Source organism: Pseudacidovorax sp. 1753 (assembly GCF_040544975.1).
Taxonomy (GTDB): domain Bacteria; phylum Pseudomonadota; class Gammaproteobacteria; order Burkholderiales; family Burkholderiaceae_C; genus Xenophilus.
This window is the reverse complement of the sequence record NZ_JBEPKY010000015.1, coordinates 106,551-129,383: the sequence shown is the minus strand read 5'-3', so window position 1 is coordinate 129,383 and position 22,833 is coordinate 106,551. Positions and strand designations below refer to the sequence as shown.

Annotated in this window: 27 protein-coding genes; 13 read left to right on the top strand and 14 right to left on the bottom strand. The window is 68.9% G+C overall.

Translation table 11 applies throughout. The annotated features are described in order from the left end of the window. Window positions 1-104 precede the first annotated feature (104 nt). Entirely contained in the window at window positions 105-599 is a 495-nt protein-coding gene (locus tag ABIC63_RS19500) for a hypothetical protein (protein WP_354321009.1), read from the bottom strand. Further along, complete coding sequence (locus tag ABIC63_RS19495; protein ID WP_354321008.1) at window positions 589-1,716, bottom strand: JmjC domain-containing protein; 1,128 nt, start codon at window positions 1,714-1,716, stop codon at window positions 589-591. The genes ABIC63_RS19500 and ABIC63_RS19495 overlap by 11 nt, the downstream gene beginning before the upstream one ends. A gap of 17 nt (window positions 1,717-1,733) precedes the next feature. Between ABIC63_RS19495 and ABIC63_RS19490 the strand changes: the two genes are divergently transcribed. After that, the gene (locus ABIC63_RS19490) at window positions 1,734-2,258 is read left to right on the top strand and encodes an FKBP-type peptidyl-prolyl cis-trans isomerase (protein ID WP_043117948.1); all 525 of its coding nucleotides are present in this window, start codon (window positions 1,734-1,736) and stop codon (window positions 2,256-2,258) included. A gap of 88 nt (window positions 2,259-2,346) precedes the next feature. Here the strand turns inward: ABIC63_RS19490 and ABIC63_RS19485 are convergent, their stop codons facing one another. From ABIC63_RS19485 to coaBC, 4 genes are all read right to left on the bottom strand, one after another. Continuing rightward, complete coding sequence (locus tag ABIC63_RS19485) at window positions 2,347-2,865, bottom strand: glycine zipper 2TM domain-containing protein (RefSeq protein ID WP_354321007.1); 519 nt, start codon at window positions 2,863-2,865, stop codon at window positions 2,347-2,349. Between the two features lie 163 nt (window positions 2,866-3,028). Beyond that, complete coding sequence (gene dut, locus ABIC63_RS19480; protein WP_354321006.1) at window positions 3,029-3,478, bottom strand: dUTP diphosphatase; 450 nt, start codon at window positions 3,476-3,478, stop codon at window positions 3,029-3,031. Then, window positions 3,475-3,939 carry a hypothetical protein gene (locus ABIC63_RS19475; RefSeq protein ID WP_354321005.1) on the bottom strand — a complete coding sequence of 155 codons (465 nt, stop codon included), beginning with the start codon at window positions 3,937-3,939 and terminating at the stop codon, window positions 3,475-3,477. The genes dut and ABIC63_RS19475 overlap by 4 nt, the downstream gene beginning before the upstream one ends. A 20-nt stretch (window positions 3,940-3,959) precedes the next feature. Beyond that, window positions 3,960-5,186, bottom strand: coding sequence for a bifunctional phosphopantothenoylcysteine decarboxylase/phosphopantothenate--cysteine ligase CoaBC (gene coaBC, locus ABIC63_RS19470; protein ID WP_354321004.1), 1,227 nt, complete (start codon window positions 5,184-5,186; stop codon window positions 3,960-3,962). Between the two features lie 133 nt (window positions 5,187-5,319). Between coaBC and pyrG the strand changes: the two genes are divergently transcribed. The 9 genes from pyrG (at window position 5,320) to ABIC63_RS19425 (ending at window position 12,376) form a co-directional block, all read left to right on the top strand. After that, window positions 5,320-6,990, top strand: coding sequence for a CTP synthase (gene pyrG / locus ABIC63_RS19465; protein WP_354321003.1), 1,671 nt, complete (start codon window positions 5,320-5,322; stop codon window positions 6,988-6,990). 23 nt (window positions 6,991-7,013) lie between these two features. Beyond that, window positions 7,014-7,871, top strand: coding sequence for a 3-deoxy-8-phosphooctulonate synthase (gene kdsA / locus ABIC63_RS19460; RefSeq protein WP_354321002.1), 858 nt, complete (start codon window positions 7,014-7,016; stop codon window positions 7,869-7,871). After that, window positions 7,868-8,287: a type VII toxin-antitoxin system MntA family adenylyltransferase antitoxin gene (mntA, locus tag ABIC63_RS19455; protein ID WP_354321001.1), complete on the top strand. Its 420-nt coding sequence runs from the start codon at window positions 7,868-7,870 to the stop codon at window positions 8,285-8,287. Before kdsA ends, mntA begins: the two co-directional genes overlap by 4 nt. Beyond that, window positions 8,284-8,712 (top strand): type VII toxin-antitoxin system HepT family RNase toxin, encoded by a 429-nt coding sequence (gene hepT / locus ABIC63_RS19450; RefSeq protein WP_076503362.1) that lies wholly within the window; start codon window positions 8,284-8,286, stop codon window positions 8,710-8,712. Before mntA ends, hepT begins: the two co-directional genes overlap by 4 nt. A gap of 14 nt (window positions 8,713-8,726) precedes the next feature. Continuing rightward, window positions 8,727-9,017 carry a DUF1330 domain-containing protein gene (locus ABIC63_RS19445; RefSeq protein ID WP_234193897.1) on the top strand — a complete coding sequence of 97 codons (291 nt, stop codon included), beginning with the start codon at window positions 8,727-8,729 and terminating at the stop codon, window positions 9,015-9,017. Between the two features lie 48 nt (window positions 9,018-9,065). Next, a complete protein-coding gene (eno, locus tag ABIC63_RS19440; protein WP_234193896.1) occupies window positions 9,066-10,352 on the top strand; it encodes a phosphopyruvate hydratase in 1,287 nt (428 codons plus the stop codon). 65 nt (window positions 10,353-10,417) lie between these two features. After that, entirely contained in the window at window positions 10,418-10,696 is a 279-nt protein-coding gene (locus ABIC63_RS19435) for a septum formation initiator family protein (RefSeq protein ID WP_294373177.1), read from the top strand. A 35-nt stretch (window positions 10,697-10,731) separates the two neighbouring features. Further along, complete coding sequence (locus tag ABIC63_RS19430) at window positions 10,732-11,376, top strand: hypothetical protein (protein ID WP_294373175.1); 645 nt, start codon at window positions 10,732-10,734, stop codon at window positions 11,374-11,376. A 7-nt stretch (window positions 11,377-11,383) separates the two neighbouring features. Beyond that, the gene (locus ABIC63_RS19425) at window positions 11,384-12,376 is read left to right on the top strand and encodes a hypothetical protein (RefSeq protein ID WP_294373173.1); all 993 of its coding nucleotides are present in this window, start codon (window positions 11,384-11,386) and stop codon (window positions 12,374-12,376) included. 21 nt (window positions 12,377-12,397) lie between these two features. Here ABIC63_RS19425 and ABIC63_RS19420 read toward each other — a convergent pair whose 3' ends face one another. From ABIC63_RS19420 to ABIC63_RS19405, 4 genes are all read right to left on the bottom strand, one after another. Then, window positions 12,398-13,774, bottom strand: coding sequence for a phospholipase D family protein (locus ABIC63_RS19420; protein WP_354321000.1), 1,377 nt, complete (start codon window positions 13,772-13,774; stop codon window positions 12,398-12,400). A gap of 275 nt (window positions 13,775-14,049) precedes the next feature. Beyond that, the gene (locus ABIC63_RS19415; protein WP_234193892.1) at window positions 14,050-14,409 is read right to left on the bottom strand and encodes a hypothetical protein; all 360 of its coding nucleotides are present in this window, start codon (window positions 14,407-14,409) and stop codon (window positions 14,050-14,052) included. A 188-nt stretch (window positions 14,410-14,597) separates the two neighbouring features. Next, a complete protein-coding gene (gene hslO, locus ABIC63_RS19410; RefSeq protein WP_354320999.1) occupies window positions 14,598-15,584 on the bottom strand; it encodes an Hsp33 family molecular chaperone HslO in 987 nt (328 codons plus the stop codon). A gap of 45 nt (window positions 15,585-15,629) precedes the next feature. Beyond that, a complete protein-coding gene (locus tag ABIC63_RS19405; RefSeq protein ID WP_294373164.1) occupies window positions 15,630-16,154 on the bottom strand; it encodes a gamma carbonic anhydrase family protein in 525 nt (174 codons plus the stop codon). A 68-nt stretch (window positions 16,155-16,222) separates the two neighbouring features. Here ABIC63_RS19405 and ABIC63_RS19400 point away from each other — a divergent pair, with 68 nt between their 5' ends. Next, on the top strand, window positions 16,223-17,044 hold the full coding sequence (locus tag ABIC63_RS19400; protein WP_354320998.1) for a ferritin-like domain-containing protein: 822 nt from the start codon (window positions 16,223-16,225) through the stop codon (window positions 17,042-17,044). Window positions 17,045-17,117: 73 nt separating this feature from the next. Here the strand turns inward: ABIC63_RS19400 and ABIC63_RS19395 are convergent, their stop codons facing one another. The 3 genes from ABIC63_RS19395 to ABIC63_RS19385 all read right to left on the bottom strand — a co-directional run bounded on the left by ABIC63_RS19395 (window position 17,118) and on the right by ABIC63_RS19385 (window position 20,162). Next, the gene (locus ABIC63_RS19395; protein ID WP_294373160.1) at window positions 17,118-18,122 is read right to left on the bottom strand and encodes a Bug family tripartite tricarboxylate transporter substrate binding protein; all 1,005 of its coding nucleotides are present in this window, start codon (window positions 18,120-18,122) and stop codon (window positions 17,118-17,120) included. Between the two features lie 59 nt (window positions 18,123-18,181). Beyond that, a complete protein-coding gene (xerD, locus tag ABIC63_RS19390) occupies window positions 18,182-19,105 on the bottom strand; it encodes a site-specific tyrosine recombinase XerD (protein ID WP_354320996.1) in 924 nt (307 codons plus the stop codon). Window positions 19,106-19,184: 79 nt separating this feature from the next. Further along, window positions 19,185-20,162, bottom strand: coding sequence for a tripartite tricarboxylate transporter substrate binding protein BugE (locus tag ABIC63_RS19385; protein ID WP_354320995.1), 978 nt, complete (start codon window positions 20,160-20,162; stop codon window positions 19,185-19,187). A gap of 126 nt (window positions 20,163-20,288) precedes the next feature. Between ABIC63_RS19385 and ABIC63_RS19380 the strand changes: the two genes are divergently transcribed. Beyond that, a complete protein-coding gene (locus ABIC63_RS19380) occupies window positions 20,289-21,194 on the top strand; it encodes an AEC family transporter (protein ID WP_354320994.1) in 906 nt (301 codons plus the stop codon). A gap of 9 nt (window positions 21,195-21,203) precedes the next feature. Here the strand turns inward: ABIC63_RS19380 and queG are convergent, their stop codons facing one another. Continuing rightward, complete coding sequence (gene queG, locus ABIC63_RS19375; protein WP_294373265.1) at window positions 21,204-22,256, bottom strand: tRNA epoxyqueuosine(34) reductase QueG; 1,053 nt, start codon at window positions 22,254-22,256, stop codon at window positions 21,204-21,206. A 12-nt stretch (window positions 22,257-22,268) separates the two neighbouring features. On the opposite strand from queG, the gene tsaE reads away from it, so the two are divergent. Next, the gene (gene tsaE / locus ABIC63_RS19370; protein WP_502935889.1) at window positions 22,269-22,796 is read left to right on the top strand and encodes a tRNA (adenosine(37)-N6)-threonylcarbamoyltransferase complex ATPase subunit type 1 TsaE; all 528 of its coding nucleotides are present in this window, start codon (window positions 22,269-22,271) and stop codon (window positions 22,794-22,796) included. The last annotated feature ends 37 nt before the right edge of the window (window positions 22,797-22,833 follow it).

Below are 22,833 nucleotides of genomic sequence, written 5' to 3'. Positions count from 1 at the left end.
CGCATTTAATGTGAGCAGACTGTGTCGCTGACGCGCACATCGCCCGACCCGCGCGCAGCTGAGCCGGGCGGCCTCTGGCGGCCGCCACCCGTCGCGCCAGCGGTTCAGAGGCCGAGGATGGAGGCCGGGAAACCAGGCCGGCCCCGCGCGAAGGCATCGTCCATGCGATGCCGCAGCGACTCCACGGCCGCCTGTGCACCGCTGCTGCTGCCGCGGCTGAGCACGGGGTCGTGCCGCTCGACCGTCCAGCCTGGCGTCCACAGCCCGCTGGGCAGGTCGGCGGCATCGCAGTCGGCGCAGATCCGGCACTCGATGATGTGGTCCCAGCGCTGGCGCCAGGCGACGAAGCGCGGATGGCGCTCCCGCAGCAGGCGGTCGTCGCGCATCACCAGGCGCAGGCGGCGGGCGCTGCCTGCCCAGGCCTGGAGCGCCTGGATGACCGCGGCCTCCCCGAGCGGCCAGTCGGCGAACTGAGCGTCGGCGCACCACAGAGCCGGCCAGGCGCGGTCGGCCGCCGCGGCGAAGGCCTCGCGCAGCCGGTCGGCGAAGACCGTGGGCCCGTCGAAGGGGCCCGCGCTGAGCCTCAGCTCATCGGGCATGCACCCACCCGGCTTCGCACCAGTCGCCCAGCAGGGCCAGGGCCTCGGCGCTGGCCTTGGCCAACTCGCGCGAACCCAGTTCGCGGCGATCGGCCAACCGGCGCATCAGCACCGCGTCGCGGCCGCCGGCCAGCAGGCTTTCGCCGTTGATGAAGACATGGCGCACGTCGTAGAGCATGCGGGTGCGCCGGTCGAGCCGCACGGCCTCGACGCGCTCCGGCCATTCGCCGGGATCGAACCAGACGTTGGGCTTGGGCTCGGTCAGGGACTCGCCCAGCGCGCAGTCGATGCGCGTGGACTGGGCCAGCGCCTTCTGGACGGCGTCGCGGGCAAAGGCCTGCAGCGCCTCGGGGATGGCGGCCGGCGACTCGGAGGCCGGTTGGCCGGGGTCGGCATAGCGCCGGCCGGGTGCTTCATCGTCCGAGACGATGTCGCCCAGCCGCATGAGCAGGTCGGACGCCAGTTCGGTCTGCGCGGGCGCGCGAAGGCCCACGGAGCAGGTCATGCAGTCGCCACCCACGGCGACGCCGTCATGGGCATAGCGCGGCGGCAGGTAGAGCATGTCGCCGGGTTCGAGCACCTGGGTGTCCTCGGGCTCGAAATGGTCCAGGATCTTCAGAGGGGGGCCGGGGCGCAGCGTCAGGTCCTTCTGACGGCCCCAGGACCAGCGGCGGCGTCCGCTCACCTGCAGCAGGAAGACGTCGTAGCTGTCGAAGTGCGGGCCGACGCCCCCGCCATCGCTGGCATAGCTGATCATCACATCGTCCAGCCGTGCCTCGGGCAGGAAGCGGAAGGGTTGCAGCAGCGCGTGGACCTCGTCGTCGTGCAGGTCGACGCCTTGCACCAGCAGCGTCCATTCGCGGCGGCCCAGCGGCGGCAGGCTGCGCCGGGCGAAGGGGCCGTGGCGCAGGCGCCAGCCCTGGCGGGCGTCGTGGGTGACCAGGCGGGATTCCACGCCCTCCTCGCCAGCGAGTTCGAACAGGCGGGCGCGCGACATCGGTGGGACGGTCATCGGCAGCGCCTGGCGCACCAGCAGGGGTTTCTTCTGCCAGTGGCGGCGCATGAAGGTGTCGGCGCTCAGTCCTCCGAGCAGGGGCAATCGTTGTGTCAGGGGCATGGTGGGAGAATTCTCATATGGAAATCACCCCCCAATGCGTGGTCGCCCTGACCTGGACCCTCAAGGACACCCTTGGCGAAACCCTGGACGTGCTCACCGAGCCCGTCGAATTCCTGGTGGGCGGCGACGACCTCTTCGATGCGATCGAGACAGCGCTGCAGGGCCACGGCCCCGGCGCCCGCGTGCAACTCCACCTGGAGCCCGAACAGGCCTTCGGCGACTTCGACGAGCACCTGCTCTTCCTGGAGCCGCGTGCGCTGTTCCCCAAGGAAGTGGAAGAAGGCATGAGCTTCGACGGCGCCGCCCTGCCCTCCGGGGTCAATCCGGACATGCCGAAGAACGTGCTCTACACCGTGGCCGAGATCTACCCCGAGCACCTTGTGCTGGACGGCAACCATCCGCTGGCCGGCATCGCCCTGCGGCTGGACCTGACCGTCAATGCCGTGCGCGAAGCGACCGAAGAAGAGATCGGCCGCGGTACCGCCGGCACCGGCTTCTTCCGCTTCGCGCCGATGGCGCCGGGCAGCGACTCGCTGCACTGAGCGCCCCATTGGCCGCGTCGCGACGACGCGTTCCATGAAGCACAAAGGCCGGCGCCCGAGGGGCCGGCCTTTGTGCATTCAGGTGCGATCAGTAGCGCGAGATCTGGCCGCCGTCGATGCGCACGCGGTCGCCGATGCGCAGGTCGCCGGGGCTGGGCACATCGAAGCTGCGGTAGCCGCCATTGCTCATCTGCACGGAGACGCGATAGCTTTCGTAGACGCGGCCGGCGCCATTGCGTGCCTCGACCGCGTTGCCGGCCAGCGCGCCACCCACCACGCCCAGCATGGTGGCCGCCGCGCGGCCGGAACCATGGCCGATCTGGTTGCCCAGTACGCCACCCACCAGGCCGCCCACCACGGCGCCGCCGCCCGAAGGCGCCACCGGCGGCGTCTCGCTGCGCAACACCTCGATGTTGGCGACGATGCCGGTTTCGACATACACGGCCTGGTTGTAGGCAGGGGCCGCCGGGTACACCGGTGCCGCTGCGGGCTGATAGGGATAGCGGGTCTGGTACACCGGCACCGGCGTCACGCAACCGGCGAGCAGCACGGCGGCGGTCAGGGCAACGGCCGGAACGGCCAGGGAGCGAATCTTGTTGTGAATCATGGTATGGATCCTCGACAGGCGGGCCTGCCCTCGGCTGATCGACTGCGCCGCCGCACCATGCGGCGTCGCGCGCGACCGCCCACCTCGGGGGTTGGAGGCGGACGCGCGGCAAAGGTTCTGGAAGGCACCCTTGCTCACAGCCGAAACAACTTCTGGGAGATGCTTACAGCTTTCCGGTGGAGCCGTAACCGCCGGCACCGCGCTGGGTGTCGGCATCGAAGGTCTCGACGACGCGGAACTGGGCCTGCACCACCGGCACGATCACCAGTTGGGCCAGGCGCTCCATGGGCGCGACGACGAACGGCGTCTGGCTGCGGTTCCAGGCGCTGACCTTGAGCTCGCCCTGGTAGTCGCTGTCGATCAGGCCGACGAGGTTGCCCAGCACGATGCCGTGCTTGTGGCCGAGGCCCGAGCGGGGAAGGATCAAGGCCGCAAAGCCAGGATCGGCCAGGTGGATGGCCAGCCCCGTGCCGATGAGCTCGCAGGCGCCGGGCGCCAGGGTCAGGGGTTCTGCCAGGCAGGCGCGCAGGTCCAGGCCGGCGCTTCCGGGCGTGGCATAGGTGGGCAGTTGCTGGGCCATTCGCGCGTCGAGCACGCGCACGTCGATCTTCATGGGGAGGACTGTCTTCGAGGGTTGGGCCGTGCGGCAGTGCCGCCGGCGGGAGGTCGGGGTTTGCCGTTCTGGGGGCCTTGACGAAGGCCGGCCAGCAACTGGCGGGCAATTGGCGCTGCAGCGCCGCGCCGGACAAAGCGCTTGAACACCGCGGCACCGAGGGCTGCCAGCAGCACAAGGACGCCGACAGGCGCGCCAATGGCCCACAGCACGAGAAGGCCCACGATTCCCGCCGCGGCCCAGCCCGCCACGCCTGGCGGCGCCGACAGGTCGCCCGGCGCGCTGCGTGGGCCAGGCGAAGAAGTCGCACCCGGCGACGCAGTACCGGGCGGCACCGATGCTGCGGCTGCCGAAGGTCGATCCTGTCGCGCGTGGACACGCTGCAGCGACTCGGCCGTCAACTGCTCGACATAGCGCACGAAATCGCCATTGCGGGGCGTGTTCCAGTCGGTCTCGTTCATCGGCAGAAGGATGGGAAGCCTCAGCCGCGCCACGGCCGCAGCCGGACAGCGATTTCGGAGGCGAGTTCGCGGGCGAGCGCGAGCTTGGAGGCCCGCGGCAGCTCTCGTGCGCCCTGCTCGTCGACCAGCAGCAGGCTGTTGTCGTCCTGACCGAAGGTCAGCGGCCCGATGTTGCCCACCAGCAGCGGAATGCCCTTGCGCTGGCGCTTGGCCTTGGCATGTTCGAGCAGGTTTTCGCTCTCGGCCGCGAAGCCGACGCAAAACAGTTGCCGCCCACGCGCCCGCTCGCCCTGCGCGACGGTGTGCAGGATGTCGGGGTTCTCGACGAAGCGCAGCACCGGCGTCTGGCCACTGCCGTCCTTCTTGATCTTGTGCATCTGCGGATCGGCCGGCCGCCAGTCGGCCACCGCCGCCGTCGCCACGAACACCGAGGCATCGGCCACGGCCGCCTGCACGGCCTGCAGCATCTGCTGGGCCGAAGCCACGTCCACGCGCTGCACGCCACGCGGCGTGGGCAGGTGCACCGGGCCGGCCACCAGCGTGACGCGGGCGCCGGCCTCGCGCGCGGCGCGGGCGATGGCGAAGCCCATCTTGCCGGAGGAATGGTTGGTGATGCCGCGGATCGGGTCCATGGCCTCGAAGGTGGGGCCGGCGGTGACCACCACATGCTCGCCCTGCAGCACCTTGGGCTGGAAGTGGGCCACGACCTCTTCGAGCAGTTCGGCCGGCTCCAGCATGCGGCCGTCGCCGGTCTCGCCGCAGGCCTGCCAGCCCTGGCCCACGCCCAGCACCCGGGCGCCATCGTCTGCGAGTTGGCGCAGATTGCGCTGGGTGGCCGGGTGGGCCCACATCTCGCGGTTCATGGCGGGCGCCACGAGCAGCGGCACGCGCTCCAGCGGACGGGCCAGGCACAGCAGGCTGAGCAGCTCGTCGGAGCGCCCCTGCACCAGCCGTGCGATGAAGTCGGCGCTGGCCGGCGCCAGCACGATCGCATCCGCCTCCCGGCCCAGGTTGATGTGGGGCATGTTGTTGGCCTGCCGCGCGTCCCATTGCGACAGGTACACGGGCTGGCCGGAGAGCGCCTGCATGGTCACCGGCGTGATGAACTGCGTGGCGGCTTCGGTCATCACCACCTGCACGGTCGCGCCGGCCTTGACGAACAGACGGCACAGCTCCGCCGACTTGTAGCAGGCCACACCGCCGGTGAGGCCCAGGAGGATGTGCTTGCCCGCCAGGTCTTGTTGCATCCGGGCAGTGTAGAGGGAGCGCCGCCCGGCCCCAGCCCTGCGTCACGCGATGTGACCGAACTGAAAAGAGGACATCGGCCGGCCGGTACAATCTCAATTTCCCATCCGCGGGCCATGGCGCCCGCGTCCGGCAATGACCAAATTCGTCTTCGTCACCGGCGGTGTGGTGTCGTCCCTCGGCAAGGGTATCGCTTCCGCCTCCCTCGCCGCCCTCCTCGAATCCCGCGGCCTCACGGTCACCCTCATCAAGCTCGATCCCTACATCAACGTGGATCCGGGCACGATGTCCCCCTTCCAGCATGGCGAAGTCTTCGTGACCGACGACGGCGCCGAAACCGACCTGGACCTGGGCCACTACGAGCGCTTCATCACGACGCGCATGCGCAAGTCCAACAACTTCACCACCGGACAGATCTACAAGTCGGTGCTGGAGAAGGAGCGCCGCGGCGACTACCTGGGCAAGACGGTGCAGGTGATCCCGCACGTCACCAACGAGATCCAGGAATACATCAAGCGCGGCGCCGGCATCGGCACGCCGCACGAGGTGCAGATCGCCATCGTCGAGATCGGCGGCACGGTGGGCGACATCGAGTCCCTGCCTTTCCTCGAGGCCGTGCGCCAGATGAGCCTGAAGGCCGGCCCCAACAACAGCGCCTTCGTCCACCTGAGCTATCTGCCGTACATCGCGGCGGCCGGCGAGCTCAAGACCAAGCCCACGCAGCACACGGCGCAGAAACTGCGTGAGATCGGCATCCAGGCCGACGCCCTGCTGTGCCGCGCCGACCGGCCGATTCCCGACGAGGAGCGTGCCAAGATCTCGCTGTTCTCCAACGTGCCCGAATGGGGTGTGATCAGCATGTGGGACGTGGACACCATCTACAAGGTGCCGCGCATGCTGCATGAGCAGGGCCTGGACGGCCTCATCTGCGACAAGCTGCGCCTGAACACGCCGCCGGCCAAGCTGCAGCGCTGGGACGACCTGGTCTACGAGGTGGAGCATCCGCAGAAGGAAGTGACCATCGCCATGGTCGGCAAGTACGTCGACCTGTCGGACAGCTACAAGTCGCTCAACGAAGCGCTGCGCCACGCCGGCATGAAGAACCATGCCCGCGTGAAGATCGAGTACCTCGATTCCGAGACCATCCAGCCCGACAACGTGGCGCGCCTGGACAAGTACGACGCCATCCTGGTGCCCGGCGGCTTCGGCCAGCGCGGCGTGGAAGGCAAGATCTGCGCGGCCCGCTTCGCCCGCGAGAACAAGATTCCCTACCTGGGCATCTGCCTGGGCATGCAGGTCGCCACCATCGAATACGCGCGCAACGTGGCCGGCCTCAAGGGCGCCAACAGCACGGAGTTCGACCCCAATGCCAGCGTCCCCGTGATCGCACTGATCACCGAGTGGAAGGACGCCGACGGCACCATCAAGACGCGCACGGCCAAGTCCGATCTGGGCGGCACGATGCGCCTGGGCGCGCAGAGCTCCGACGTGATGCCAGGCACGCTGGCCCACAGCATCTACGGCGACGTGGTGACCGAGCGCCACCGCCACCGCTACGAGGCCAACGTCAATTACCTGGACCAGCTGCGCCAGTCCGGCCTGGTGATCTCGGCCCTGACACAGCGCGAGCAGCTGACCGAGATCGTCGAGCTGCCGCAGGACGTGCACCCCTGGTACATGGGCGTGCAGTTCCACCCCGAGTTCAAGTCCACGCCCTGGGACGGCCATCCGCTGTTCAACGCCTTCGTGCGTGCGGCGCTGTCGCACCAGGGCTCGGACAAGAGCGCGCTGAAGGTCGTGGCCTGAGCGGCCGGCGCCAAGGAGCAAGCATGAAACTGTGTGGCTTCGACGTCGGGCTCCAACAGCCCTTCTTCCTGATCGCCGGGCCCTGCGTGGTCGAGTCCGAGCAACTGCAGATGGACACCGCGGGCCAGTTGAAGGAAATCACCAGTTCGCTGGGCATTCCCTTCATCTTCAAGAGCAGCTTCGACAAGGCCAACCGCTCCTCGGGCACGAGCTTCCGCGGTCCGGGCCGCGAGAAGGGCCTGGCCATCCTGGCCAAGCTGAAGCAGGAGCTTGGCGTGGCGGTGCTGACCGACGTGCATTCCGAAGAGGACATCGCCGAGGCCGCCCAGGTGGTCGATGTGCTGCAGACGCCCGCCTTCCTGTGCCGCCAGACCGATTTCATCCGCGCCGCTGCCCAGTCGGGCAAGCCGGTGAACATCAAGAAGGGCCAGTTCCTCGCGCCGCACGACATGAAGAACGTGATCGACAAGGCGCGCGCGGCCGCCCGCGAGAAGGGCCTGCCGGACGACAACTTCCTGGCCTGCGAGCGCGGCGCGAGCTTCGGCTACAACAACCTGGTCAGTGACATGCGCGGCCTGGCGATCATGCGCGAGACCGGCGCACCGGTGGTGTTCGACGCCACGCATTCTGTGCAGCTGCCGGGCGGCCAGGGCACCAGCTCCGGCGGACAGCGCGAATTCGTGCCGGTGCTCTCGCGCGCCGCGGTGGCCGTGGGCGTGGCAGGCCTGTTCATGGAGACGCACCCCGACCCCAAGAACGCGCTGTCCGACGGCCCCAACGCCGTGCCGCTCAAGCACATGAAGGCGCTGCTCGAGACGCTGGTCGAACTCGACCGCATCACCAAGAAGAACGGCTTTCTGGAAGACAGCTTCAGCGCATGACCCTGCCGCCCAGCCAGGACCGGATCGTCGCCGCGCTGCGCAACGCGCTGCCGCAGGCGCGGGCTGCCTGGCTGTTCGGCAGTGCGGCCTCTGGCCGCTTCGGCCCCCACAGCGATCTGGACATCGCAGTGGATCTACCGGCCCCCTTGTCGCCCGAGATTCGGTGGGAAGCCTCCGAACAAATCGCAGCGCAGTTTGGCGTCGACGTGGACCTGCTGGACTTCCGGCGCCTGTCCACCTTGATGCAGCATCAGGTCCTGGCCACCGGCCACCTCCTCTTCAGCCTGGACCCGGTGGCGCTGACGGGCTACTGCGCATTCGTGCTCAGCGAGTACCAGCACATGCAGGCATGGCGGCAGCCGATGGTGAAGCAACTGGCCCATCGACTGCTTCGCGCGGGAGAAGCGCGTCCATGACGGCCCTTGCTGACGCCCTGGCGCAAAAGAGCGCCCGTCTCGAGCGCTGCGTGCGCCGCGCCCGCGAAGAGCTGGCTGCGGCGGCAGACTTCATGACCGATTTCTCGCGTCAGGACGCTGCCATCCTCAACGTGCAACGTGCCTGCGAACTGGCGATCGACATGGGCAACATGGTGATCGCGGCCCAGGGCTGGGCGTTGCCGGGCAGTGCGCGCGAGGTGTTTGCGACACTGCAGCAAGAGGGCGTGATCGACGCCGACCTGGCGGCTGTGCTGGGCCGCATGGTTGGCTTTCGTAACATCGCGGTCCACGAGTACCAGAGCCTGGATGTGGCCATCGTGGTCGCTGTCATCCGGCACGAGCTGGACGGGTTGCTGCGCTTCGCCGGCCTGTTGCTGTCGCGCCAATTCCCCGATTCGAACTGAAGGACACCTGCAACATGCCCAGCGGCTACGTCATCGCCCACGTCGAAGTCACCAACCCGACGCAGTACGAGGAATACAAGAAGTGGTCCTCCGCCGCCATGCAGGCGCATGGCGCCGAGGTCTGCGTGCGTGGCGGGCAGGTCGAGCCGCTCGAAGGCACCTGGCAGCCCACGCGCGTGGTGCTGCTCAAGTTCGCCACGTTCGAGCAGGCCAAGGCCTTCTACGAGACCCCCGAATACAAGAAGGCCCGCGAGGCCCGTGCCGGCGCCGCGATCATGAACATGATCGCCGTCGAAGGCGTCTGAGCGCGGCACGCCCGCCTGAACCGATTTCAAAAAACCGGAGAACCCTGAATGAGTGCCATCGTTGACATCGTCGGCCGCGAGATCCTCGACAGCCGCGGCAATCCCACCGTGGAATGCGACGTGCTGCTGGAAAGCGGCACCATGGGCCGTGCGGCCGTGCCCTCGGGCGCCAGCACCGGTAGCCGCGAAGCCATCGAGCTGCGCGACGGCGACAAGGGCCGTTACCTGGGCAAGGGCGTGCTCAAGGCCGTCGAGCACGTCAACACCGAGATCAGCGAAGCCGTGCTGGGCCTGGACGCCTCGGAACAGGCCTTCCTGGACAAGACCCTGATCGACCTGGACGGCACCGAGAACAAGAGCCGCCTGGGCGCCAACGCCATGCTGGCCGTGTCGATGGCCGTGGCGCGCGCTGCGGCCGAAGAGTCCGGCCTGCCCCTGTACCGCTACTTCGGCGGCATGGGCGGCATGAGCCTGCCGGTGCCGATGATGAACGTCATCAACGGCGGCGCGCATGCCAACAACAGCCTGGACCTGCAGGAGTTCATGATCATCCCGGTGGGCGCGCCCAGCTTCCGCGAAGCGCTGCGCTACGGCGCCGAGGTGTTCCATGCCCTCAAGAAGATTATCGACAGCCGCGGCATGCCCACGGCCGTGGGCGACGAAGGCGGTTTTGCCCCCAGCGTCGAGAACCATGAAGCGGCGATCCAGCTGATCCTGGAAGCCATCGACAAGGCCGGCTACACCGCCGGCGAGCAGATCGCCCTGGGCCTGGACTGCGCCGCCAGCGAGTTTTACAAGGACGGCAAGTACGTGCTCGAAGGCGAAGGTGGTCTGCAGCTGGAGGCCGCAAGCTGGACCGACATGCTGGCCACCTGGTGCGACAAGTACCCGATCATCTCGATCGAGGACGGCATGCACGAAGGCGACTGGGCCGGCTGGAAGCTGCTGACCGAGCGCCTGGGCAAGAAGGTGCAGCTGGTGGGCGACGACCTGTTCGTGACCAACACCAAGATCCTGAAGCAGGGCATCGACCAGAACATCGCCAACTCGATCCTCATCAAGATCAACCAGATCGGCACGCTGACCGAGACCTTCGCCGCCATCGAGATGGCCAAGCGCGCCGGCTACACCGCCGTGATCTCGCACCGCTCCGGCGAGACCGAAGACAGCACCATCGCCGACATCGCCGTCGGCCTGAACGCCGGCCAGATCAAGACCGGCTCGCTGTCGCGCTCGGACCGCATGGCCAAGTACAACCAGCTGCTGCGCATCGAGGAAGACCTGGGCGACGTCGCGAGCTACCCCGGCCGCGCCGCGTTCTACAACCTGCGTTGATGCGCCGGTCTTCCAGTTCGGGCGTGGTGCGGGCCACGGTGCCAGTGCAGATCGGCTGAGCGGCGATGCGCACGCGCCTCGTCATCCCGGCCATCCTGCTGTGCCTTCTCGGCCTGCTGCAGCTCCAGCTGTGGACAGGCCGCGGCAGCCTGCCCGACGTGTCCAAGCTGCGCAAGAACCTGGAAGACCAGAAGACCGCCAACCTCCGCGCCCAGCACACCAACGAGCGGCTCGAGTCCGAGGTCAACGACCTCAAGGAAGGCATCGAGATGGCCGAGGAGCGGGCGCGACAGGAGCTGGGCATGGTCAAACCCAACGAGATCCTGGTGCAGATCGCGCGCTAGGACGGCGCGTCAAGAATGCGCGCGCTGCCGCTCCCATGACACCGCGCCTCGGCACCGGCAGCGTGATCGCCGTCTGGGGTGTGTCGGCGGCAGACGGGGAGCAACTGGTCGACGCGCTGGCCCGCCGCTTCATGCAGCGGGGCATCAAGGCCATCGCGTTGGTCGGGATGGCGCCGACCGACGCACCCGAACGCCCGCCGGCTCCCGCCGATGCGCTTGCACGGGCCCATGCCTGGCGCATGCGGATCGATCAAGCGCGCCATGACGCACTCGTCGTGGCGGCCGGCAGTCCCATCGCCCTGCTCGCCCAAAGGGGCGTCCCGGTCGAAAGCTGGCCCCCCTCGCTGGTCGCCGCCGAGCGCGGCCATGCCTTCACCCTGCTGCTGCCCCCACAGGACACGGCAGGCCACGACGAGCAGGTTCTCGACGGTCGCTTGCGGGCGGGGTTCGCCGCGGCAGGCCTGCCTTGCGCCGTCATTCACGGCCGCGACGCCGCCCAACACATGTCCCGCGCCTGGTCGGCGCTGCAGGCAGCCCTGGATGCGCGGGAAGAGGCACCGGCCCCCCCGCGCCACCTGCGCGCGCCGGCGTGGAACTGCGAGCGCTGTTCCGACCCTGACTGCGAGCACCGCCTCTTCACCGACCTGATCGCTGCCCGGCAGACGCCGGCCGCGGGCTGACCCACTCATGCACCTCCGGACATCCGCCCCCTTCCCCATCCGCCGCGCGCTCGCCGCCTGTGCCGCACTGATCGCACTCGCGGCAGGAATGCCGCCCGCCGCCCAGGCCGCGGCCACTACCGTGACGGTCGAGAACCAGACGAAGCCGACGCGATGCGCCGAGGAAGACAACGTCTCGCTGCTGCTGCGTGGCGGCGTCAAGCGTTTCACCGTCGAGGCGCTGCAACCCGGCTACATCGAACGCATCGCGCAGGACACCACCGCCCCCGACTTCTCCGGCTGCAACTTCGACGGCGGCGATCATCCGACCGACCCCAAACACCGCTTCGAGCCACGCACCGTCACCTTGCACGAGGACGCCAAGTGGCGCATCGTGGGCATGACGCTGCCGGTGTTCTGGCGGCCGCAGCAGGTGCCGGTGGAAGTGGACGGCAAGCGCGACCGCGGCTTCCACATGATCCAGGTCTATCGCCGGATCGACGGCCAGATGAAGGAAGCGCTGGTCATGTACCCCTCGGACGGCTACTGGCGCATCAAGCCGTTGCCGCTGGCCCGCTTCGGGGACGGCGTCTACGGCTCCTCGATGCTGCTGGGCCCGGTGCGCCAGGAGGGCCGGCCGGTGGTCAACATCCGGGACATCCGCATTCGCACACAGCCCGATATCCGCTTCGACCTGCGATTCGCCGGTGGGGGCGCTGCACGCATCCGCCTTGCCGAGGTCAGCCGCGAGCGCACGGCGCTTGACGTGCGCTTCTCGCGGCCGGTCCGCGGCATGCAGCCCTTCTCGGTGCTGCGGTCGATGTATGTGGCGGCAGACAACGCCGACATGAGCGAGGTCCGCTGGCACGGCAGCGGCGACGCCGGTGCGGTGGCGCACACGCAGCCGCTGCCGGACTTCGGGCGCGCCTCGGGGGTGGGAGAGGTGCGCTTCGGCCGCAGCGAGCCCTCCCGACACAACACCAGCGCCCCGGACATCCGCTACAGCGCCTTCGAACGCTGAGGACGGCCGCGGCCCGCGCCCTCACAGTACGTCTTCGGGCAGCAATTTCAGCAGGAGCCAGTCGCGCACGCGGTCGATGACGTTGGCACCGGGCTCTTCGTCGAGCACCGCCTCGCTGCCGTCCGAGTGGTGCTCGATCCACTGCACGTCGTCGACGTCCTTGCGAAGGCGCAGTTCGTAGGCGCCCAGTTCGCGCACCGGCATCAGCGCGCCGAACTGCTCGATCAAGGCCGGGCTCTCGATGATGACGCCCACCTCGGTATTGAGGCGGGCGGAGCGCCCATCGAGGTTCATCGAGCCGATGAAGACGCGCTCGCGGTCCACCAGCATGATCTTGGCGTGCAGCCGCGCGCTGGAATGCCGGAATTCGCCGAAGCGGCGTTCCTTGGGCACCAGCCGCGAGCCGAGTTCGTAGATCTTCACGCCGGCCTTGAGCATGGCGAGCCGGTAGCGGGCATAGCCGGAATACACCAGGGTCTCGTCCGTGGCGTCCAGGGAATTGGTGAAGACCAGCACCTGAACGCCCCTGGCGGCCTGCTCCCGCAGCAGCGCCAGGCCGGCCTGGCCCGGAACGAAGTACGGCGACACCATCAGCACTTCCCGCCGCGCGCCATAGAGCATGGCGATGGTTCGCTGGCTCACGCTGTCGGCAAAGCTGGCTTCGGGGTCGTCGTAGGTGATCTTCTCGGGCACGTCCGACACCACGCGGCCGTCGCCTTCGGTCAGGAGCAGCCGGCCCGCGGCCAGCTGCACGCTCACGGGCGGGTGACCGAGCACATCGGTGGCCGCCTCGGGCAGCAGGTCGCGCCGGTCCTCGCAACGTTCGGCCAGCACGCGGCGGGTGCGGTCATCGTCGGGCGGCAATTCCATCAGGCTGCCGATGGGCCTCACCTGGCGGCTGTTCCAGAAGTCGTCGAAGCTGTTCGACAGCGCCGGCACCACCGGCCCGGCGGCGAGCAGGTCCATGTCGACGAAGTTGGCCTGGTCGCTGCGCATGAAGTATTCGTCAGCGATGTTGCGACCGCCCGTGATCGCCACGCTGTTGTCAGCCACCAGCAGCTTGTTGTGCATGCGGCGATTGACGCGCCGCAGATCGCCCAGGGACAGCGCCACGCGCCAGGCCAATGGACCGCTGCGCACGGCGAGCGGATTGAACAGGCGCAGTTCGAAATTCGGTTGGGAGGCCAGGGCAGCGAAGAGCTGGTCCTTGCCAGGGGTGTACAGGTCGTCGACCAGCAGGCGCACACGCACGCCGCGGCGCGAAGCATCGAGCAGTTCACTCAGGAAAAGCAGGCCTGTCGCGTCGTCCTGGAGGATGTAGTACTGCGCGTCGAGGGTCTTACGCGCAGCCCGGATCAGTGCAATCCGGGCATTCAGGGCCGTGGGCCCCTCGGGCATGAGCAGGAAGCCGGAACGACCGCGCGACGCCGCGTCCGCCGCGAGACTGGCCGCAGCGATATGGGCCAGGGGTGTGGGTCCAACGTCCGTCGCCGCGAAGGACGGTGCCGCGGCGACGGACGGTTCGGGCAGACTGGCACAGGCCGTGAGCAGCGCAACAAGTCCGAGCCCCAGGCACCGAACCAGCCACCCCACCCACGGAACCGGCGACGCGCCAGCATGAGCGTGGCGCGCCACGCGGCCGGCATGCGCCTGTGCCACTCAGCGAAGGCCGATTACTTCTTGGGTTCGCCGGCTTCGGTCGGAGCCGGGATGGCGCCAGCCTTGTTGGCGGCGGCCATTTCCTTGCGCTTCTTCGCGCGCTCGGCCTTGCGCGACTCGTGCGTGCCCGAGATGGCCTTGGTCTGCTTCTCGGGAGCCGTGGCTTCACCACCGGTGGGAGCGGTGCCGCTCTTTTCGGCAGCGGTCATGTCGGCCTTGCGCTTCTCGCGTGCGGCGGCACGCTCGGCCTTGGTGGTCTTCTTGGCGGCAGGCGTCGGCGGTTCCTTGGTCGGATCGTCAGCCATCGCGGGGCTGGCGGCCAGAAGCGCGACGGCCAGAGCTGCAGTTGCCGCAAAGAGGTTCTTGGTGTTCATATCGTCCTCGAGATAGTTGATTGAAGCCGACCGCGAACGGCCGACACCCCATCGTGGAACCGGCTTACAAAAGCGTCAAGGGTTGTGACACAAGGAATCTGCTCCCATCCCCCCAATGGACCTGCCTCTGTGGCGCGGACGACACTCCGCGGAAGCCGCAGCTAAACAAAAAGGACAAAGCTGAACGATTACTGAACGATTGAACTGCCCGGCACCTGCCCCGGCGGCCCTGCAAAGATCTGGGCCGTGTCGACAGCATCGAAGCGGTATTGCTGACCGCAGAAGTCGCAGCTCACCTCGATGCGGCCCTGCTCGGCCAGGATGTCGTCGGCCTCCTCGCGGCCCAGGCTGCGGATCATGCTGGCGACGCGGTCGCGGCTGCAGGTGCATGCAAAGCGCGGGCCAAGCATGCCGTCGCGCGGCGCGAAGCGCAGCAACCGCTCCTCCCAGAACAGGCGCCGCAGGATGGTCTCGATGTCCAGCGACAGCAGTTCGGCCCGCGTGAGGCTGCTGGCCAGCGTCGATATGCGGTTGTAGTCCTCGTTGCGGCCGATCTCGTCCTCGTCCCGCGCGGTGGCGCTGCCGGCCAGATTGGCCTCGCCGGCCAGCGGCAGGCGCTGGATCAGCAGGCCCGCGGCCACCTGCTCGTCGGCGGCCAGCACCAGCGTGGTGTCGAGCTGCTCGCTCTGCAGCATGTAGTGCTGCAGCACGTCCGATAGCTTGCCCAGGCGCTCGCCACGGTCGCCGAACAGGGGCACCACGCCCTGGTAGGGCTGCTGGCCCGGCAGGCGCTCCTTGGGATCGAGGGTGATGGCGCAGCGGCCCTTGTTGCCCACGTTCACCAGGTCGGCCAGGCCGGCGGTGGCCGGCACATCGCCCACCACGCTGGCCGTGGCGCGCAGGCTCAGGTCGGGCTGCGCTTCGGCCACGGCCACCTTGACCGGCCCGTCGCCGAAGATCTGGAGGATCAAGGAGCCCTTGAACTTGATGTTGGCCTGCATCAGCGTGGCTGCGGCGGTCATCTCGCCCAGCAGTTCGGCCACGGGCGGTGCATAGGCGCCCGTCTGGGTGTTGGCGGCGCGGCGGGCAAGGATCTCCTGCCAGGCGCCGTCCAGGCGCACGATCATGCCGCGCACCGGCAGGCCGTCGAAGAGGAAGGTGTGTAGTTCGCTCAAGGTTGCTTTCCTCGGCCGACGGGCCGGCGCACTGCGCCGAAGGGGTCAGCCGATCTTTTTGAGGCCCTTCGCGAAGCGATGGGCGTTTTCCACATAGTGCTGCGCGCTCTGGCGCAGCTTGGCGGCGGCAGCATCATCGAGCGTGCGCACCACCTTGGCCGGCGAGCCGATGATCAGCGAGTTGTCCGGAAACTCCTTGCCTTCGGTCACCACGCTGCCGGCACCGACGATGGAGTTGCGGCCGATGCGCGCATTGTTCAAGACCACTGCCTGGATGCCGATCAGCGAGCCGTCGCCGATGGTGCAACCGTGCAGCATGACCTGATGGCCGACGGTCACGTTCTCGCCGATGGTCAGGGGGCAGCCGATGTCGGCGTGCAGCACCGACAGGTCCTGCACATTGCTATTGCGCCCGATGGCGATGTGCTCGGTGTCGCCGCGCACGACGGCGCCGAACCAGACGCTGGCGTTCTCGGCCAGGCTCACATTGCCCATCACCTCGGCGCTGTCGGCCACCCATGCGCCTTCGGCGAGTTGGGGGGCGGTGCCATCGAGTTCGTAGAGGGCCATGCTTGTCGTCTCCTTGTGTCGTGGGTGCACGTGCGGGCAGGCCGCGGGCGAAAAATAGAATTGTAGGGATGCACCCCCGGCTGCGCGCGCTGCAGGCGCTTGTCCTTTCCGATCCCGCCCAGAAGGTGGCGGCCACCCGCGCGCTGGCGGCCGATTGCGCCCAGGCGCAGCCCGTCGACGCCTGCTGGACCGACCAGGTCCGCATGCCGGACGACGGTGCGGGCGTGCCGGGCCGCCCTGCCCGGCCGGTCCGCGTGGGCGCCAAGGACGTGCCCACCCGCTCGCCCTTCACCGAGGAAGGCCGCGCGGCACTGGTGCATGCCATCTGCCACATCGAATTCAATGCCATCAACCTCGCGCTCGACGCGCTGTGGCGCTTCGACGGCATGCCGGCCGACTACTACCGCGACTGGCTGCGGGTCGCGGACGAGGAGGCGCTGCACTTCACGCTGATCCACGGTCACCTGGAGTGCATGGGGTGGTGCTACGGCGACTTCCCCGGCCACGACGGGCTGTGGACCATGTGCGAGAAGACGGCCGACGATGTCGTCGCCCGCATGGCGCTGGTGCCCCGGACCCTGGAAGCGCGCGGGCTGGACGCCACGCCGCTCATCCAGGCCAAGCTCGCCCGTGTGGGCACGCCCGACGCGCGGGCGGCCATCGCCATCCTCGACATCATCCTGCGCGACGAGATCGGCCATGTGGCGGTGGGCAACCGCTGGTACCGCTGGCTGTGCGAGCGGGAGGGGCTGGAACCGCTGGCGCACTACCGGCGCCTGTACCGCGAGCATCAGGCGCCCCGGCTCAAGCCGCCGTTCAACATGGACGCGCGGTCGCGGGCCGGCTTCACGCCAGACGAACTGGAAGGGCTGGCGGCGGACGCGACATAGGCGCCTGTAGCGCGGACCGCGCATTGGCACGCCCGCCCTGGGCCGCCCGCGCCAACACGCCCCTTGCGCCCACTCAATCCGCCTTGATGCCCGCGGCGCGGATGATCCGGCCGTTGTTCTCGTATTCGGCCGCGATCTCCTTGGCAAAGGCCGCGGGGCTTCCGCCGGTCGGCACGTTGTCGGTGGTGGTCAGGCGCGAACGCATCTGGGGCGATTGCAGCGCGGTGTTGATCTCCGTGTTGAAACGGGCCTGCAAGGGCTGCGGCAACCCGGCCGGGGCGAAGACGCCGAACTGCGAAGAGAGGTTGGCGTCCTTGAAGCCCAGCTCGGTGAGGGTCGGCACGTTGGGCAGGCTCTCCAGCCGCGCCGGGGCGCCCACAGCCAGGGGCCGCAGCTTGCCGGCCTTGACCTGGATGGCCACCGCCGGGCCCGCGTTCGTGGACAGCACCTCGAACTGGCCCGACAGCGCATCCGTCATCTGCTGGCCGCCCCCCTTGTAGGGCACATGGGTGATGTCGACCTTGGCCGTCGCGCGCAGTTGTTCCAGCATGATGTGTCCCAACGATGCCGGCCCCGAGGTCGCCCACCGCACCGCGCCGGGCTGCGCCTTCGCCTTCGCCAGCACGGCGCGCATGTCCGCGCTGCCCTCGGCCGAGGTGGCCAGCAACACCACCGGCGAATACATGACGCTGGCCACCGGCAGCAGGTCGCGCAGCGGGTCGTAGGGCAGCTTGCCCAGATGCGGGCTCAGCACCAGCGGGCTGATGGCCGAGAAGCCGAGCGTGGCGCCGTCCGGTGCGGCCTTGGCGATGGCCTCCATGGCGATGGTGCCGCTGGCGCCCGCCTTGTTGTCGACGACGAAGGTGCTGCCGGTCTGCGCCGCCAGCCGCTCGGCCAGGGTGCGGGCCACCACGTCGGCCACGCCGCCGGGCGGATAGGCCACGATCAGGCGCACGGTCTTGGGCAGGTCCTGGGCCAGGGCCGGCAGGCCGGTGGCCGCGAGGGCCGCGCCACAGGCCGCGAGAACAGCGCCGCGGCACAGGCGCCGGCGCAGGTAGGAATCGGTCGTAAAGATCATGGCCTGATCATGCCAGCGCCCCCTGTCGTCGGCTGCCGCAGGCGGCCAGCCGCCCGGCTTCAGCCACGCGGGTGGTGCCGCGCATGCAACTGGCGCAAGCGTTCACGCGCCACATGGGTATAGATGGTGGTGGTGGAGATATCGGCATGCCCGAGCAACAGTTGCACCGCCCGCAGATCGGCCCCGTGGTTGAGCAGATGCGTGGCGAAGGCATGGCGCAGCGTGTGCGGCGACAGCGGCACACGCACGCCCGCCGCCTCGGCGTGCTTCTTGACGATCACCCAGAACATGGCCCGCGTCATGCCAGCGCCGCGCGCGGTGACGAACAGGTCGCCGCTCTGCTGGCCGCCAAGGATGGCCGAACGGGCTTCAGCCAGGTAGCGGCCGATCCAGCGCTCGGCCTCCTGCCCGAAAGGCACGAGGCGCTCCTTGCTGCCTTTGCCCATCACGCGCAGCACGCCCTCCTGCAGGCCGAGGTCGACCAGGCGCAGGCCCACCAGCTCGCTCACGCGCAGGCCGCTGGCGTACATCAGCTCCAGCATCGCGCGGTCGCGCAGGCCCAGCGGCGTGGCGATGTCGGGTGCGCCCAGCAGCGCCTCCACCTGCGCCTCGCTCAGCGTCTTGGGCACGCGCGCGGGCTGGCGCGCAGGCAGCAGGCGCAGGGTCGGGTCGGCCACGATGCGGTGCTCGCGCAGCGCCCAGCGGAAGTAGCGCTTGAACACCGTCAGCCGGCGGTTGGCCGAGGTGGCCTTGCCGCGCTGCGCAAGCCGCTCGCCCATATAGGCCTGCAGATCGCTCTCGCGCGCCGCCGGCAGGGTCACGCCGCGGGGTGCGAGCCATTGCGCCAGCAGCGAGAGGTCGCGCCGGTACGCGGCCAGCGTGTTGCGCGAAAGGCCCTCCTCCAGCCACAGCGCATCGATGAAGTCGTCGATGTCGGCAGGCGATGGCGTGGCGGCGGTGGAGGCCGGAGGGGTCATGGACATGCGGAAAAACAGGAAGCCGCCCGAGGGCGGCTCCAGAAAACGCCGCGCCCGCTGGGCGGACACGGCTGGGACGGGACGCTCAGTCGAGCTTGAGATTCTGCTTCTTCACCACGTCCTTGTAGACCGCGAACTCGGCCTTGATCTGCGCGGCGAACTGTTCGGGCGTATTGGCCACGATGATCGAGCCGGTGTCCTCGATGCGCTTGCGCACGGCGGGGTCTTCCAGCGCCTTGCGCGTGCCTGCGTTGATCTTGTCCACCACGTCCTTCGACAGGCCCTTGGGACCGAGGATGCCGTAGTAGGCCATGCGGTTCACCGGCTCCAGACCGACCTCCTTGAAGGTGGGCACGTTGGGCAGGTCCTTCAGGCGCTGGGGCGCCGCCACCACGATGGGCACCAGCTTACCGGCCTTGATGAAGGGCAGCGCCGAGGGCAGGTTGTCGAAGATCATCGGCACCTGGCCGCCGACGGTGTCGTTGAGGGCCGGGCCGGCGCCGCGGTACGGGATGTGCGTAACGAAGGTGCCGGTCATGCTCTTGTACAGCTCCATCAGCAGGTGGCCGATGCCGCCGGTGCCGGACGAGCTGTACGAGTACTTGCCGGGGTTTTTCTTCAGCTCGGCCACGAAGCTGGCGTAGTCCTTGGCCGGAAAGCTCGGATGCACCGCGATCACGTTGGGCGTGGCGGCGATGTTGATGATGGGCGTGAAGTCGTTGATCGGGTCGTACGGCGTCTTGGGATTGATTGCCGGGTTGGCGGCGGTGCTCGACACCGTGGCCACGCCCAGCTTGTAACCATCGGGCGCGGCGCGGGCCGTCTCGGACGCGCCGACCACGCCGCCGCCGCCGGCCTTGTTGGTGACCACCACCGGCTGGCCCAGGATCTTGCCCAGCGGATCGGCGATGACGCGGCCCACGATGTCGGTGGTGCCGCCGGGAGCGAAGGGCACCTGCAGTTCGATCGGCTTGTCGGGATAGCCCTGCGCCCAGGCGGCGGGGGCAGCCAGCGAGCCCAGCAGGGCAGCGGCGGCGATGGCGTTCCAGTGGCGACGTTGCATCGGTTTGACTCCAGGTTCGTTTCTTGAAATGGGCGGATTCGCTTCCCGCGTGCGGCGCATCCTAGCGGCAGCCCTGCTGCCGGACCTTGAGGGAATACCTATAAGCGGCCCGTTTATGCTCCCTGGGTGAATTACGCGCAGCTGCTGTTTCCGGACTTCTCCCTCATCGCCTGCGGTTGGCTGCTGTGCCGCTACACCGCGCTGGACCGCCGGGTCTGGGACCAGGTGGAGAGCCTGGTGTATTACTTTCTCTTCCCGGTCCTGCTCTTCCATTCGATCGTGAAGAGCCCCATCGACTTTGGCTCCGCCACGCACTTGCTGGCCGCCGGGCTGGGCGTGGGACTGGCCGGCATCGCGTTCGCCTATGCGCTGCCCCATCTGCCCTGGCTGGGACAGCACATCGACCGGCGCGAGCACGCGGCCAGCGCCCAGGTGGCCTTCCGCTTCAACTCCTTCATCTGCCTGGCCGTGGCCGAGCGCCTGGCCGGCGCCGAGGGCCTGCTGGTGATCGCGGTGCTGATCGGCGTGTGCGTGCCGCTGATGAACGTCGCGGCGGTGTGGCCGATGGCGCGGCATGCCAACAGCGGGTTTCTGCGCCAGCTCGTGCGCAATCCGCTCATCATCGCGACGGCCAGCGGGCTGGTGATCAACCTGCTGGGCCTGCAGGTGCCCCACTGGATGCAGCCGACGCTCGGCCGGCTGGGCGCCGCCTCGCTGGCGCTCGGCCTGCTGGCAGCGGGCGCAGGCATGCAGTTCGGCGCACTCAACCGCGGCAAGGCGCTGGGCGTCGCGGTGCTGTCGATCCGGCACCTGGTGCTGCCGCTGGTGGCCTGGTGCCTGTGCCGGCTGCTGGGGCTGCACGGGGCCCAGGCGGCGGTGCTGATGGCCTTCTCGGCCGTGCCCACCGCATCGAGCGCCTACGTGCTCGCAGCGCGTATGGGCTACAACGGCGCGTATGTCGCGGCGCTGGTGACGCTGTCGACCCTGCTGGGCATCGTCAGCCTGCCCTTCGCGCTCAGCCTGCCGCGCTGAGTGCCGGCCTCAGGCGCGCGCGGCGGTGGGCGCCTGCGCCAGCGCCCAGTCGATGTGCTCGCGCAGCAGGGGCGCGGCGGTGTCGCGCCGCGACAGCAGCGCCGCTGCGGCCGACGCATCGCCCTGCCGCAACGCATTGCCCAGCGCGACGGCGATGTTGCGCAACCAGCGCTCATGGCCGATACGGCGGATGGGGCTGCCTTCGGTGCGGCGCAGGAACTCGTCCTCGGTCCATGCGAAAAGCTGCGCCAGCGTGACGCCCGTCAGGCCCTCGCGCGGATCGAAGTCCGGCAGTGCACTGCGCTGCGCGAACTTGTTCCAGGGGCAGGCGAGCTGGCAGTCGTCGCAGCCATAGATGCGGTTGGCCATCGCCGGGCGCAGCGCCTCCGGGATGACTCCCGCGTGCTCGATGGTCAGATAGGAAATGCAGCGTCGCGCGTCCAGCCGGTGCGGCCCGAGGATGGCGCCGGTCGGGCAGGCGTCGATGCATGCCGTGCAGCGGCCGCAGTGCGCCGCCACCGGCTCGGTCGGCGGCAGGGCGATGTCGACATAGATCTCGCCCAGGAAGAACATGGAGCCCGCCTCGCGGCTCAGCACCAGCGTGTGCTTGCCGCGCCAACCCTGGCCACTGCGACTGGCCAGCTCGGCCTCCAGCACGGGCGCGGAATCGGTGAACACGCGGTGGCCGAAGGGTCCGATCTCGGCGGCCAGCCGGTCGGCCAGCTTCTGCAGCCGGGCCCGCAGCACCTTGTGGTAGTCGCGCCCCCGGGCATAGAGCGACACGATGCCCTCCCCGGGCCGATCCAGCCGTGCCCATTCGACGGCCTGCCAGTCTTCCGGCGTCTCGCGCGGCAGGTAGTCCATGCGGGCGGTGATGACGCTGAGGGTGCCCGGCACCAGCTCGGCAGGCCGGGCGCGACGCATGCCGTGCGCCGCCATATACCCCATCTCGCCATGGAAGCCCTGGGCCAGCCATTCCGCCAGGCCGGGCTCTGCGTCGGACAGGTCGATGCCCGCGATGCCGATTTGGGAGAATCCGAGCTCCCCGGCCCACGCACGAATCCGAGCCACGAGTTGAGCATCGACCGCAGTCACCGCCCGATTGTAGAAATCGCCTCCCGCACGCTGCATTGGCAGGGCGAGGAGGACACCGCCCGCTTTGCCCAGTCGCTGGCGCAAGCCATGCAGGCCCGGCCCGAGCTGGGCCACGCGTTCATCGCGCTGCACGGCGACCTGGGCGCTGGCAAGACCACCATCGTGCGCCACCTGCTGCGCGCGCTCGGCGTCCAGGGCCGCATCAAGAGCCCCACGTATGCCGTGGTGGAGCCGCACACGACGCAGGACAGCCGGCCGGTCTACCACTTCGACTTCTACCGCTTCAGCGATCCACGCGAGTGGGAGGACGCCGGGTTCCGGGACCTTTTTGCCGGCCCCGGACTCAAGCTGGCCGAGTGGCCCGGCCAGGCGGCCGGCTACCTGCCCACCGAGGACCTCGCCATCCACATCGAAGCCATGACCCCAGACGCCGACGACGTGCGCCGCGTGCAGTTGCGCGCCTTCACCCCCAACGGCCAGGCCCTGCTGGCGGCTGTTGCGCCATGAGCCGTCGCCGCACGCCATCCCACCCTCCCGCCGCAAC

What these genes read in the sequence shown, in the direction of transcription:
- ABIC63_RS19430 (WP_294373175.1), top strand. Translation starts at nt 10,732, where the DNA reads ATGACACCGCGCCTCGGCACCGGCAGCGTGATCGCCGTCTGGGGTGTG.
- ABIC63_RS19500 (WP_354321009.1), bottom strand. Translation starts at nt 599, where the DNA reads ATGCCCGATGAGCTGAGGCTCAGCGCGGGCCCCTTCGACGGGCCCACG.
- dut (WP_354321006.1), bottom strand. Translation starts at nt 3,478, where the DNA reads ATGAAGATCGACGTGCGCGTGCTCGACGCGCGAATGGCCCAGCAACTG.
- ABIC63_RS19395 (WP_294373160.1), bottom strand. Translation starts at nt 18,122, where the DNA reads ATGATCTTTACGACCGATTCCTACCTGCGCCGGCGCCTGTGCCGCGGC.
- ABIC63_RS19435 (WP_294373177.1), top strand. Translation starts at nt 10,418, where the DNA reads ATGCGCACGCGCCTCGTCATCCCGGCCATCCTGCTGTGCCTTCTCGGC.
- ABIC63_RS19385 (WP_354320995.1), bottom strand. Translation starts at nt 20,162, where the DNA reads ATGCAACGTCGCCACTGGAACGCCATCGCCGCCGCTGCCCTGCTGGGC.
- pyrG (WP_354321003.1), top strand. Translation starts at nt 5,320, where the DNA reads ATGACCAAATTCGTCTTCGTCACCGGCGGTGTGGTGTCGTCCCTCGGC.
- ABIC63_RS19475 (WP_354321005.1), bottom strand. Translation starts at nt 3,939, where the DNA reads ATGAACGAGACCGACTGGAACACGCCCCGCAATGGCGATTTCGTGCGC.
- ABIC63_RS19425 (WP_294373173.1), top strand. Translation starts at nt 11,384, where the DNA reads ATGCACCTCCGGACATCCGCCCCCTTCCCCATCCGCCGCGCGCTCGCC.
- ABIC63_RS19485 (WP_354321007.1), bottom strand. Translation starts at nt 2,865, where the DNA reads ATGATTCACAACAAGATTCGCTCCCTGGCCGTTCCGGCCGTTGCCCTG.
- kdsA (WP_354321002.1), top strand. Translation starts at nt 7,014, where the DNA reads ATGAAACTGTGTGGCTTCGACGTCGGGCTCCAACAGCCCTTCTTCCTG.
- ABIC63_RS19400 (WP_354320998.1), top strand. Translation starts at nt 16,223, where the DNA reads ATGCACCCCCGGCTGCGCGCGCTGCAGGCGCTTGTCCTTTCCGATCCC.
- ABIC63_RS19405 (WP_294373164.1), bottom strand. Translation starts at nt 16,154, where the DNA reads ATGGCCCTCTACGAACTCGATGGCACCGCCCCCCAACTCGCCGAAGGC.
- coaBC (WP_354321004.1), bottom strand. Translation starts at nt 5,186, where the DNA reads ATGCAACAAGACCTGGCGGGCAAGCACATCCTCCTGGGCCTCACCGGC.
- xerD (WP_354320996.1), bottom strand. Translation starts at nt 19,105, where the DNA reads ATGTCCATGACCCCTCCGGCCTCCACCGCCGCCACGCCATCGCCTGCC.
- hepT (WP_076503362.1), top strand. Translation starts at nt 8,284, where the DNA reads ATGACGGCCCTTGCTGACGCCCTGGCGCAAAAGAGCGCCCGTCTCGAG.
- mntA (WP_354321001.1), top strand. Translation starts at nt 7,868, where the DNA reads ATGACCCTGCCGCCCAGCCAGGACCGGATCGTCGCCGCGCTGCGCAAC.
- ABIC63_RS19490 (WP_043117948.1), top strand. Translation starts at nt 1,734, where the DNA reads ATGGAAATCACCCCCCAATGCGTGGTCGCCCTGACCTGGACCCTCAAG.
- ABIC63_RS19415 (WP_234193892.1), bottom strand. Translation starts at nt 14,409, where the DNA reads ATGAACACCAAGAACCTCTTTGCGGCAACTGCAGCTCTGGCCGTCGCG.
- eno (WP_234193896.1), top strand. Translation starts at nt 9,066, where the DNA reads ATGAGTGCCATCGTTGACATCGTCGGCCGCGAGATCCTCGACAGCCGC.
- ABIC63_RS19495 (WP_354321008.1), bottom strand. Translation starts at nt 1,716, where the DNA reads ATGCCCCTGACACAACGATTGCCCCTGCTCGGAGGACTGAGCGCCGAC.
- ABIC63_RS19420 (WP_354321000.1), bottom strand. Translation starts at nt 13,774, where the DNA reads ATGCCCGAGGGGCCCACGGCCCTGAATGCCCGGATTGCACTGATCCGG.
- ABIC63_RS19445 (WP_234193897.1), top strand. Translation starts at nt 8,727, where the DNA reads ATGCCCAGCGGCTACGTCATCGCCCACGTCGAAGTCACCAACCCGACG.